General features: G+C 26.8%; 14 protein-coding genes, 1 pseudogene and 1 riboswitch. All 15 genes and pseudogenes read right to left on the minus strand.

All coding sequences use genetic code 4. The features are described 5' to 3' along the window. Window positions 1-101: 101 nt before the first annotated feature. Window positions 102-196, minus strand: a riboswitch (purine riboswitch). A gap of 70 nt (window positions 197-266) precedes the next feature. Then, complete coding sequence (dnaJ, locus tag EMELA_RS02760) at window positions 267-1,388, minus strand: molecular chaperone DnaJ (RefSeq protein ID WP_028124487.1); 1,122 nt, start codon at window positions 1,386-1,388, stop codon at window positions 267-269. Window positions 1,389-1,436: 48 nt separating this feature from the next. Continuing rightward, window positions 1,437-3,224 (minus strand): molecular chaperone DnaK, encoded by a 1,788-nt coding sequence (dnaK, locus tag EMELA_RS02765; protein ID WP_028124488.1) that lies wholly within the window; start codon window positions 3,222-3,224, stop codon window positions 1,437-1,439. A gap of 21 nt (window positions 3,225-3,245) precedes the next feature. Next, window positions 3,246-3,788, minus strand: coding sequence for a nucleotide exchange factor GrpE (locus tag EMELA_RS04920; protein ID WP_028124489.1), 543 nt, complete (start codon window positions 3,786-3,788; stop codon window positions 3,246-3,248). Then, window positions 3,781-4,809: a heat-inducible transcriptional repressor HrcA gene (hrcA, locus tag EMELA_RS02770; protein ID WP_028124490.1), complete on the minus strand. Its 1,029-nt coding sequence runs from the start codon at window positions 4,807-4,809 to the stop codon at window positions 3,781-3,783. The genes EMELA_RS04920 and hrcA overlap by 8 nt, the downstream gene beginning before the upstream one ends. A gap of 54 nt (window positions 4,810-4,863) precedes the next feature. Then, window positions 4,864-6,999: an ATP-dependent Clp protease ATP-binding subunit gene (locus EMELA_RS02775; protein WP_051584617.1), complete on the minus strand. Its 2,136-nt coding sequence runs from the start codon at window positions 6,997-6,999 to the stop codon at window positions 4,864-4,866. A 115-nt stretch (window positions 7,000-7,114) separates the two neighbouring features. Next, on the minus strand, window positions 7,115-7,981 hold the full coding sequence (locus EMELA_RS02780) for a thymidylate synthase (protein ID WP_028124491.1): 867 nt from the start codon (window positions 7,979-7,981) through the stop codon (window positions 7,115-7,117). A gap of 57 nt (window positions 7,982-8,038) precedes the next feature. Beyond that, window positions 8,039-8,281: a Holliday junction DNA helicase RuvB C-terminal domain-containing protein gene (locus EMELA_RS05380; RefSeq protein ID WP_408630945.1), complete on the minus strand. Its 243-nt coding sequence runs from the start codon at window positions 8,279-8,281 to the stop codon at window positions 8,039-8,041. Between the two features lie 93 nt (window positions 8,282-8,374). After that, window positions 8,375-8,985, minus strand: a pseudogene (locus EMELA_RS05385) (AAA family ATPase); the annotation flags it as partial. Further along, window positions 8,978-9,235, minus strand: a complete 258-nt coding sequence (locus tag EMELA_RS04930) for a Holliday junction ATP-dependent DNA helicase RuvA (RefSeq protein ID WP_051584618.1) — start codon at window positions 9,233-9,235, stop codon at window positions 8,978-8,980. The gene EMELA_RS04930 and the pseudogene EMELA_RS05385, both read right to left, overlap by 8 nt. A gap of 29 nt (window positions 9,236-9,264) precedes the next feature. Then, window positions 9,265-9,477, minus strand: coding sequence for a hypothetical protein (locus EMELA_RS04935; protein WP_051584619.1), 213 nt, complete (start codon window positions 9,475-9,477; stop codon window positions 9,265-9,267). Window positions 9,478-9,529: 52 nt separating this feature from the next. Next, window positions 9,530-9,724: a hypothetical protein gene (locus EMELA_RS02795; RefSeq protein ID WP_028124492.1), complete on the minus strand. Its 195-nt coding sequence runs from the start codon at window positions 9,722-9,724 to the stop codon at window positions 9,530-9,532. Window positions 9,725-9,851: 127 nt separating this feature from the next. Then, window positions 9,852-10,208 carry a hypothetical protein gene (locus tag EMELA_RS02800; protein ID WP_028124493.1) on the minus strand — a complete coding sequence of 119 codons (357 nt, stop codon included), beginning with the start codon at window positions 10,206-10,208 and terminating at the stop codon, window positions 9,852-9,854. Window positions 10,209-10,480: 272 nt separating this feature from the next. Next, window positions 10,481-10,672 (minus strand): hypothetical protein, encoded by a 192-nt coding sequence (locus EMELA_RS02805; RefSeq protein WP_028124494.1) that lies wholly within the window; start codon window positions 10,670-10,672, stop codon window positions 10,481-10,483. 398 nt (window positions 10,673-11,070) lie between these two features. After that, the gene (locus tag EMELA_RS02810) at window positions 11,071-11,277 is read right to left on the minus strand and encodes an ATP-binding cassette domain-containing protein (RefSeq protein WP_028124495.1); all 207 of its coding nucleotides are present in this window, start codon (window positions 11,275-11,277) and stop codon (window positions 11,071-11,073) included. 58 nt (window positions 11,278-11,335) lie between these two features. Then, entirely contained in the window at window positions 11,336-11,665 is a 330-nt protein-coding gene (locus EMELA_RS02815; RefSeq protein ID WP_268875462.1) for an ATP-binding cassette domain-containing protein, read from the minus strand. Window positions 11,666-12,113 lie beyond the last annotated feature (448 nt).

A 12,113-nucleotide genomic window follows, 5' to 3' on the forward strand; every position in this document is an offset into this window, starting at 1 on the left:
CTTTTATTATCCATTTTGCCTATTCTTTCTATGTATAAAATTCAATGAATAACTCAGCAAAGACAAAAAAAATGGTTATTCACAATATGCAAAATGCATACAGTGAAAACCTTAAAACTCATAATCTAACATTTGTGTTAGGTAGAGACTGCTTCCCGATATAAAGGATTATATAAGTTTTCATATTCATTTTATACTCTTCAATTTTATATAAAATAAATTAAATTTTTAAATAAAAAAACCAACCTTAAATAATAAAGCTGGTTTTATTCAATAATATTTTTAGGCTCGTAACTTGAAAGCTCTTCTAAATTTTTTAAGACTTTTTTCTCTTCTTTTGAAAGTGATGAAGGAACTGAAATATTAATTCTAATTAATAGATCTCCACGTCTATCAGATGTTTGATTTTTAAATAGACCTTTGTCATGAACTTTAATTAATTGTCCTGAGTAAATACCTTTTGGCATTTTTAATTTTACTGGCCCATCTAAAGTTTTTATAATTACATCATTTCCTAAAATTGCATCAAGATATGAAACATTATAATTCATAATAATATCTTTTGATTTTGGGTTTAATTCAAAGACATCACTTTTTACAACTTTAATAGTAATGTATAAATCTCCTGGTCTTCCACCTTCTAATGAAGCATGGCCTTGTCCTTCCATAACAACTTGTTGACCTGGGAATAATCCTTTTGGTAATGGTATTTCAATTTCTTCTTTTTTAGATTGAACACCTTTACCATTACAAGTTTTACATCTATTTTTAATTTCTTTACCTATTCCGTTACATCTATCACAAGTTATTTGATTTTGTACTTGAAAAGGACCCATTTGTTTATTAACAATAATTTGTCCAGCTCCATTACATTTTGTACAAATATGAACATCATTCGAATTTTCAGCACCAACTCCATTACAAGTCTGACATTGTCTAATTAAATTTAAAACTGTTTTTTTACTTACTCCAAATATTAATTCTCTATAAGTTAAAGTTATTTCTAAACCAACGTCTTGACCTTTTTGAGGTCCTCTTCTTGATGAGTGACCTCTTCTACCACCAAACAAGTCTGAGAAAATGTCACCAAAGTCCATTCCTCCACCCATATTGGAGAAGAAGTCTTCAAAGCCTCCAAAACCTGAACCACCAAATCCAGAACTACCATCAAAAGCAGCATGACCAAATTGATCATATTTAGTTCTTTTATCAGCATCAAGTAAAACGCTTGCAGCTTCATTTACTTCTTTAAACTTTTCTTCAGCACCACTTTCCTTATTTACATCAGGGTGATACTTTTTAGCAAGTTTTCGATAAGCACTTTTAATTTCTTGTTCAGTTGCTGTTTTAGAAACTCCTAAAATTTTATAATAATCTCTTTTTGCCATGTTCTTTTTCCTTTAAAAAATAAAACTAACAATTGTTAGTTTTTTATATTATTGTTTTTCACTATCTTCAGAATCAGTGATTTCTTCTTCAGGTTGAGCTTGCGCTTGCGCTTGAGCAAATTGACTTGCCATTTGGATCATTTGTTCTAACTCATTAACTTTTGCTTCTAAAGCAACATAATCTTCTTTTTCAATTAATTCTTTAACTTCTGAAACAATTTTTTCAGCTTGTTCTTTTTGTTCTTGAGGAACTTGTTGTCTTTCTTGATTTAAACTTGTTTCAATAATTGAAATGTAACTTTCAGCTTTGTGTCTTAATTCAATATTTTTACGTTTTTGTTCATCAGCTTCTGCATTTGCTTCTGCTTCTTTAATCATTTTTTCAATATCAGCATCGCTTAATGCTCCTGAGTTGCTAATAGTAATTGATTTTTCTTCATTTGTTGCTTTATCTTTTGCAATAACACTTACAATTCCGTTTACATCAATTTTGAATGTTACTTCAATTTGAGGCATTCCTTTTGGAGCTGGTTTAATTCCTGTTAATTGGAATTGACCTAATGATTTATTATCAGCTGCCATTGGTCTTTCACCTTGTAATACATTAATATCAACTGCTGGTTGGTTATCAACTGCTGTTGAGAATACTTGTGATTTTTCAGTTGGGATAGTTGTATTTCTTTCAATTAATTTAGTCATAACTCCACCCATAGTTTCAATTCCTAAAGATAGTGGTGTAACGTCTAATAATAATACATCAGTAACATCTCCTGCTAAAACTCCACCTTGGATAGCAGCTCCCATTGCAACAACTTCATCTGGGTTAATTGAACGGTTTGGTTCTTTTCCTAATAATTCTTTAACTAATTTTTGTACTGATGGTATTCTTGTTGATCCACCAACTAATAAAACTTCATCAATATCACTTGCACTTAATTTAGCTGCTTGTAATGCATCTTTAACTGGTTTTGATGTTCTATCAACTAAATCTTTTGTAATTTTGTCAAATTCTGTTCTTGATAATTGAGTTGCAAATGAAACTGGTCCATTTTCGTTCATTGCGATAAATGGTAAGTTAATTTCAACTTCTAATTGGCTTGATAAATTGATTTTTGCTTTTTCAGCTTCGTCTTTTAATCTTTGTAGAGCCATTTTGTCATTTTTTAAATCAACTCCACTTTTTGATTTAATTTTTTCAATTAATCAGTCAATGATTTTTGTATCAAAGTTATCTCCTCCAAGTTTGTTATCTCCACTTGTTGATAATACTTCAAAAGTTCCATCAGCTAATTCTAGGATAGAAATGTCAAATGTTCCTCCCCCTAAGTCATAAACTAATACTTTTTCTTCTTTATCTTTTTTCTCTAAACCATATGCTAATGCAGCTGCAGTTGGTTCATTTATAATTCTTTCAACATCTAATCCTGCAATTTTACCAGCATCTTTTGTTGCTTTACGTTGTGAATCATTGAAGTAAGCTGGAACTGTAATAACTGCTTTAGTAATTTTTTCACCAACTTTATCTTCAGCATATTTTTTCATATATCTTAAAATTTCAGCTGAAATTTGTTCTGGTGTATATTGTTTATTGTTAACATTAATCTTTTCAGTTGTTCCCATTTTTGATTTAACTGAAATAACAACATTTGGATTTGTAACTGCTTGACGTTTTGCAGCTCCACCAACAATAATATCTTCATTTTTAAATGCTACAACTGATGGTGTAGTTCTTTGCCCTTCAGGATTTTCTAATATGATTGGTTGTCCACCTTCCATAATTGACACAACTGAGTTAGTTGTTCCTAAATCTATTCCTATAATTTTTTCTTTTGCCATAATCTTATTTCTCCCTTTTTACTATTTTGCTACTTTAACAATTGCGTGAATTAACACTCGATCGTGAATCATATATCCATCTGAAATAACAGATACAATTTTATTTGATTCCATACCACTATTTTCTAGTGATTCGTTTGCTTCATGAAAATTTGAATCAAATTCATCCCCCGCTTTAACACCCATTGCTTTAATTCCATTGTTTTCAAATGCACTATCAATTTGATTAATAATCATTTTAAATCCCATTAAATAGTTTTGCAAATCTGGATTATCAGTTGGTGTATCCACTACTTTTTTTAATAAATCAATTGGTTTAATTAATTCTTCTGCCAAATTAGTTGAGCCGTATTTTCTTATCAATGCTTCTTGCTCATTTCGTTTTTTAGTAAGATTTGCAATATCTGCATTTCTTAATCCCTTTTGAAACTCTATTTCATTTTGTAGTTCGTGAATTATTTTTTTATAATCTTTTTTATCTTTTTTTACTTCTTCAACTTTTTCGCTTTGTTTCTCTTCAGTGTTCAAAGTTTCTTCTTTATTTAAATCTTTTTCTTTATTCATTTTTATGATCATCTCCGTTTATTATTTCTACAATCAAGTTAATTAATTGGTTTGCTTGAGAATAATCAACTCTCTTAGGTCCCACAAGTGTTAACATTGTAGAACCTTGTTCAGTTTTAATTGCAGTTTTAACTATTGAAATATCGCTTAAATCCTTAGATATTTCTTCACCTATTTTTGTACTAATTTGAATCATGCGTTGATTTGAACTATAGCTTACATCAAATCAGTCAAATGGTGACATATTTTCCATAATATTAATAACTTTTTTTAATTTTTCTGTGTCATTAAATTCTGGATTCTCTAACATATTTTTTATTCCAACAATTTCTTTTTTAGCTTCTTTTGTTTGTAAAATATTTGCTACAAAAGTTTCTAAAATTAAATCATAGTTCTTTACTGTCTTTTCTAAATTAGGTTTTATCAATAATATATTTTTTTCAATTTCTTTCATTGGTGTATCAATTAAACAATCTGAAAATATTTTAATTGAGATTGATAAATCTGATAATGAAATATCTTTTAAATTAAATAATTGATTTTGCATCTCACCATTTGAAAGAATAAAAATTACTGAAGCCATAGTTTCTGATAATGGAATTAAATCTATTTTTTTCACCATTAACTCACTATTTACATTTTGTTTTGTAACAATTGCAGTCATCTTAGTCATTTCACTAATTATTTGACTTGCTTGTTCTAAAACATTTTCAATTTTTGTTCCACGTTGAAATAAAATTGCTTTTAATTTCTGTTTTAAACTGTCATTATAATCATCAATTTCCATTAAGTGATCAACATAATATCTGTATCCCTTTGTTGAAGGAACTCGTCCAGATGATGTGTGTTGTTTTTCTAAATAATTCATTTCTTCAAGTGTTGCAGAATCATTTCTGATTGTTGCACTTGAAACTTGAATATATAGTAGTTCTTGAATTCTTTTTGAACTAACGGCTTGATTAGTTTTAATATATTCTGAAACTATTACTTTTAAAATTTTAGCTTGTCTTTCGCTTAGCATTTGATCACCTGTATTTATTTTAGCACTCTATGAGTTAGATTGCTACTTATTTTTTTAATTTCTAACTTTTGATAAAAGAAAGTTATTATCTTCAACAGTAATTATGTATCGAATGTTTTCTTCAACGTTTCCAGCTATTATTTTTTGTGCTAATAATGTTTCAATGTTTTTTTCAATATATCTTTTAATTGGTCTTGCACCAAATTGTGAATCATATCCTTCATCAATAATTTTATTTTTTGCTTTTAGATCAAATGTTAAGAAGAAGTTTTTATAATTTTCTAATCTTGCTGATAGAGTGTTTAATTCTTTATCAACAATTTCAGCAATATTTTCTTTTGACAATTGATTAAAGATAACTACATTATCAATTCTATTTAAAAATTCAGGTCTAAAATGTTTTAATAGTTCGGCGTTAATTGCAACTTTATCTGCTTCTAAAGTTGAACCATTTTTTAGAATATATTCACTTCCTAAATTAGAAGTTAAAATTATGATTGTGTTTTTAAAGTCAACAACTTTACCTAATGAATCTGTAATTCTTCCTTCATCTAATACTTGTAATAAAATATTAAATACATCTGGATGAGCCTTTTCAATTTCATCAAACAATACAATTGAATATGGATTTCTTCTAACTGCTTCAGTTAATCTTCCACCTTCTTCATATCCAACATAACCTGGTGGAGAACCTATTAGTTTTGAAACACTATGTTTTTCCATGTATTCACTCATATCAATTCTGACCATTTTTTTGCTTGAGTTAAATAAAATATCTGCAAGGCTTATAGCAACTTCAGTTTTACCAACTCCTGTAGGACCTAAGAATAAGAATGAACCAATTGGTTTATTTGGATCTTTAATTCCACTTCTGCTTCTTAAAATTGCTTGTGATACAACTTTAATTGCTTCGTTTTGACCTTTAACTCTTTGTTCAAGTGTTGTTTCTAATTCTAATAATTTAACTTTTTCTGATTCAACTAAGCGATCAACTGGAATACCAGTTCATTTTGCTACAATTTCAGCAACATCTTTTTCATTTACTTCTTCACTAACTAAAGTTTCACGTGTGTCTTTTTCAGCTTCAATCAATTGTTTTTCTAAAGTTGGTAATAATGAATATTGAATTTCTCCTGCTCGTTTATAGTTACCTTCATTTTGTGCAACTTCTAATTCTGTTCTTAAACTTTCAATTGTTGTTTTAAAACCATTGATTTTTTCAAGTTGAGCTTTTTGTTCATTTCATTCACTTTCTAATTTTTCTTGTTCTTGTTTAGTTTTTTCTAATTCTTTTAAAGCTTCTGTTAAACGTTCTTTTGATTTGTCATCTTTTTCTTTTGAAAGTGCACTTTTTTCAATTTCAAGTTGAATAACTTTTCTGTTAACTTGATCTAATTCTGTTGGTACACTTGCTAATTCAGTTTTAATAGTTGAAGATGCTTCATCAATTAAATCAATTGCTTTATCTGGTAAAAATCTATCTGTTATATATCTATTTGATAAATTTGCAGCGCTTACAATTGCATTATCATGAATTCTAACACCATGATAAGTTTCGAATCTTTCTTTTAATCCTCTTAGAATTGAAATAGTTTGATCAACTGTTGGTTCTTCAACCATCACTCTTTGAAATCTTCTTTCAAGCGCTGAATCTTTTTCAATATATTCACGATATTCTTTTAAAGTTGTAGCACCAATTGCTTTTAACTCACCTCTTGCAAGTGCTGGTTTTAGTAAGTTGGAAACATCCATTCCACCTCCACCACCAGTTTTACCAGCACCAACAATTAAGTGTAATTCATCAATAAATAAAATGATTTCGCCTTCTGATTTTTTGATTTCGTTTACAATAGCTTTAACTCTTGCTTCATAATCTCCAAGATACATAGCTCCAGCCATTAAACTACCCATATCTAATTCTAAAATTCTTTTGCCTTTTAAGATTGAAGGAACATCACCTTTGATAATTCTTTGAGCTAATCCTTCAACAACAGCTGTTTTACCAACTCCTGGTTCTCCAATTAACACAGGATTATTTTTTGTTTTTCTAGAAAGAATTCTAATCACTCTTAAAATTTCTTCTTCACGTCCAATAATTGGATCTATTTTTCCATCTTTTGCTGTTTGGGTTAAGTCACGAGTATATTTTTCTAATGCATTTGTTTCTTCGCCTTTTTGTTGAAATTCCATAATAATTTCCTCCTTATATAAAACCATTTTCACTGGTTTGCAATTATATTAATACATAATTTTAGCAAAGTCAATAGGAGACTGCTAATTATCAGTCAATATAAAAAAGAAGTCACTAAACAGCAACTTCTCCTGTAATTTTTGCATGACTTTGATAATCTTGAATTTCAATATCTTCAAATTTAATATCAAAAATTGATTTATCTGTATTAATTTTAATTTTACATAATGGTAAAGGTTCTCTTTTTAATTGTTCATTAATTTGATTTAAGTGATTTAGATAAATATGTGCATCTCCAATTGTATGTACAAAGTATCTAGCTTTTAAACCACACTCTTTTGCAATTAATTCCATTAATAGTGCATATGATGCAATATTGAAAGGTACTCCTAAGAATACATCACCACTTCTTTGGTATAACTGCAAGTCTAATCATCCGTCTTTTGAAACATAAACTTGTCAGAATGAATGACATGGTGGTAATAACATATTATCAACTTCTGCTGGATTTCAAGCTGATACAATGTGTCTTCTTGAATATGGATTTGTTTTAATATCATTAATTAATTTAACAAATTGATCAACTCCACCAAAATCTCTTCATTGTTTTCCATAAACAGGTCCAAGATCTCCTCATTTAGCACAAAATGCATCATCTGTTTTTAGTCTTTCAACAAACTCTTGTAATGTTTCATTATTAAATTTTTGTGACTTTTTAAAATTATCATAAGGTCATTCATTTCAAATTTTTACATTGTTATTAACTAAGTATTTAATATTAGTGTCACCTTTAATGAATCAAAGCATTTCATGAAAAATGGCTTTATAGAATACTTTTTTAGTTGTTAATAGTGGAAAGCCTTTGCGCAGATCATATCTTTTTTGTACACCAAACTTAGATATTGTTCCTGTGTTTGTTCTATCGTCTCGTTTTTCTCCATCTTTTAAAATCTCATTAACTAATTCAATGTACTGTTTCATAAATTTCTCCTTATTTCAATGTAAAGATTATATTTCAAAATTTGTACATTTGCATTTTTAAATGCGTTGATTTTTATTTTTTTCTAAATATTGTTCACCCTTAGTTGTAATTTGTCTTTCTCTTCCAGTTTTAATGACAAAGCGCACCTTTAAAAAGATTGGTTGCATATTATTTAAAATTGTTTGATTTGGTACATTAATCATTTGAGCTAAACTATCTAAACTTAAAACATTATTTTCTAATAATACTTTCAAATATTGAAAGTCTTTTTCATTTAGCCCATATTCATATAAACCCATTTCTTTAAAAACTCACAATAAATTTTTTGACGATAGGTTTTTAAATTTTTCAGTAATTAAAAAATCATAAATTCTTTTAACTAAATTAATTGCAACCTTTGGGACTAATCTTGAATATTTAGCAATTAATCTAGCATCCTCAGTTTCAATTGTTTGATTTAGTTTATTAAAAGAATTAATAATAATTTTTGTTAAATCTTCATGATTATATACTTCCAATTCAAATTGAATCGGAAATCTGTTTAAAAATGGAAATGGCAAGCGATTAATTTCTGTTGTAGCTGTGATGATTGTAAAATTAGGTAATTTAATATTTACAATTTTTGAATTATATTCTTTACCAATAATAATGCTTAGTTTGTTTTCTTCTAACACTGAATAAAGAATTTCCATTACTTCTTTGCGATCAAATGAATTTCATCAATAAATTGTATTTGCTTTTCTTTAATACTTGTTGAAATTGAAATTAAATCACTTGGTTTTTGTAAACTTGGTCCATTTATAATATGAATTTTAGTTTTCAATTCTTTACTTAATAAATAAGCTAAGCTTGTTTTCCCCATTCCACTAGGTCCTGAAAAAATAATTGGATCTAATACTTTATCTTGTTTAATTGCTGATTCAATACAAATTTTTAAATTTTTTATAACCTTTGTTTGACCAATATATTCACTTCATTTATTAGGTCTAAACTCATTACTCATAACCAATGTTTTCCATTACTATTTTGGTAATTTCATCAACAAATAAAGCATTATCAACTTTTGCAATATTGCGCATAATTGTTTTATAAGAAAAACCAAGTTTTACTAATGAAGTAATAATGTTTTCTTTTTTCTGAGTGATTTTGTTTTTAAAGAAATGCTTTTGTAATTCTTCAATGATTAATTTTGTTTTGTATGCTCCAATACCTTTAAGTTTAGCTAATTTTTCAACATCATAATCTTTAATCATTGTAATAAACTTATCAAATGAAAAATTATTTAATAAGTAAATGATGTTTTTAACCCAATTGTTTTAATCTTCACTAGTTGTTTAAATAAATTTCTTTCATCTATTGATCTAAAAGCTACTTTAACTTTTTTAAATTCAGTTGTATCATCAGCAATAAATAATTTAATATCTGTTTCATTTAAAAAATTATCTTTAGTTAAATAACAAAAGTATTCTCATTTGTTTTGATATTCAACATACAAATAATTAATTAATATTTATAAAGTTTTTGTTTAAAACCATTTTGCGCAGCAATTAAAATAACTCTAATCATAATGTATAAATAACATACATCACTTCTACTGGTACATTACGTTTAATTTCTCAATTTGTATGATCAGTTTCATCATATGGTGACACTTTAACGTTTGAATTACTTCCTAAAAAGAATTGATTAGCTGCCACAATATTTGCTAGTGCATCATTTTGATAATCAACACCAAAAAACATTAAGTTAAAATGGTTTAGTGTTTATTCAATTTTTAAGTGCTTGTTGTTTGTTAAGTTCATCAATATCATAACTAATCACTTCTTTATTAGATTTAACAGGACTAATTTCATAAGAATTAAATAATGATTACATTAACACATGTGTAAATAAATATTCAGCAGAAGTATAAAGTGATTTAATAACTTCATAACGTTCACGATCAGCTGGAGTTGATGGATTATTTGGAGTATATCCAACACGCAACTCTTTGTAATAAACTAACTTATCAGCATTATGTAACACAAAATTAAATAATGAATCTTCATTATGTGTAATTCCATACTTAGCTACTTTTTGAATATTTTCATTAAATAGGACATGTGATTCTGATGTTTCATAAATATCATCTCAAGTTAATCAATCAACATCTTGATAAATAAATTCAATTTGCTCTGAGACTTTGCGAAATAATTCAGTTCTAACTCAATGTCAGTTGTCATTCAATATTTATAACTAGATACTACTAAATCACTAAAATGCCTTTCCACATTGTTTTGTAAATCTGTTTGCATTTGGGTTAGTACTTCATCTGCTTAAATTTGTTTATTTAGCTTATTTGCATAAATTATTTTTAACGCATATAAATTAGCATCTCGTAATTTATTGTTGAATGGTGAACTAAGCTTAATCAAAATTGGTGAAACAACAAAACTAATCATTAACAACATTGATAATAAAACACATGAAATTAAAATTAATGTATCTTTAAAAACTAATTAAACAATCATTCCAATGACCATTACAATTAAAATTCAAATGGCATATAATCCATATGCTGAAATATATAAGCGATAAACTAAAAGATCATTTGGATTAGTTAACTTAAAACCAACAAAGAATAACATTGAAATTATCATATTAATTAAAAAAGCACTAAACATTAAACAAATAATTGATAAAATTCTCATTCATTACATTAGATTAATTAAATAACCATTTTTAATTTCTAATTTAAATTACTTGCTAATGCAAAATACTAATACTGAAATAAATACAACTAATTAGTAATACAACTGAATTAATAATAATAAATAAATTAACTAAAACATACTTCATATCAACTGAATAAGCATGTGAAATTAACACAATCAAACTAATCGTGTTTAAAATTATTCTCACTACAATATTAATTGTTCAAATACTAATATTAGTCTTTTGACTTTTAAAATAATTGACTGATTCTTCAATAATTTATTTACTTGATGTTCTTTTTTCATTACGCACTCTCCAATACTTTGTTAGTTACAGATTCATTTTTTGTATGAGTTTTAAAGATTGTTTTAATATCATGTTTTTTGTCGTATTTTTAATTGTATCTAATTGTGCTTGAATCTAAAATAACAATATGATCAATTACTGGTTCTACTTCTTGAATTAAGTGCGTAATGAAGACAAAGATGAAATCTTTAGTCATACTTTTTTTAATAAAATCAAGAATTAAATCTTTATTTTTAATATCTAAATTAGCTGTTGGTTCATCAAAGAAAACATATTGTGGTTTAATTAAAAACATAATAAATAGCGATAGTAATTTCTTTTGTGCTGCTGAAATATTTTTAATTAAAGTATTTTTAAGTATTTTTAATTTTTGTAATATCTAAGATTGGTTTAAACTTATCGATTGTTTCTTTGATTATTGCTTTTTTAACATGATGAACATTAGCATTAAGTTCAATAAATGTTTTAACAGTGATTGAACGTGGTAGTTCATTATTCTCAACAAAAAAATATCAATTTTTGAAATCAATATTTTCTTGTGCTATTTTATCTAATAAAATTGCTCCCGAATTAGCTTTTAATTTGTTAAAGATAATTTTTGTTAAGATTGTTTTATCAGCTCCATTATTGCCAAACATTCCATAACACTTGCTTTTTTGTAACTTAAACGATACTTCTTTTAATACTTATTGATCGTTAAAAGTCTTTTTTATATTTTTTATTTCTATCATTTTAACTATAAATATAACTTACTGTTGTTGTTCGTGCCATGTATGTGTTTAAAAAGAATGATGGTAATGAAATTGAATTGGTTATATTTCTCCCTCCAAATTGATTTACATATTCAAATAATGTGTTGATCCATTAAAGTAAGTATTAACTTCTCTTCCAACATTAAGACCAGATAAAATTAACTCTGAATCAATTTTAATTAAAGAATTTGGGAATCAGAATACATTAATCATTAAAATGTATGTTTGTTTTCCTACTACTTTAGTCCCAGTAAAAAATTGATGTGTTAAAGTACCTAAACCAAATGAACTATTAACATTTTTAAGTTTGTAATCAATTTTATCAATTCCTGAAACAGAACTTTTTGGTTGAATTCAAAAATCAGAAAAACTTGATGCT

This window comes from Mesoplasma melaleucae, assembly GCF_002804105.1.
Taxonomy (GTDB): Bacteria; Bacillota_I; Bacilli_A; order Mycoplasmatales; family Mycoplasmataceae; genus Mesoplasma; species Mesoplasma melaleucae.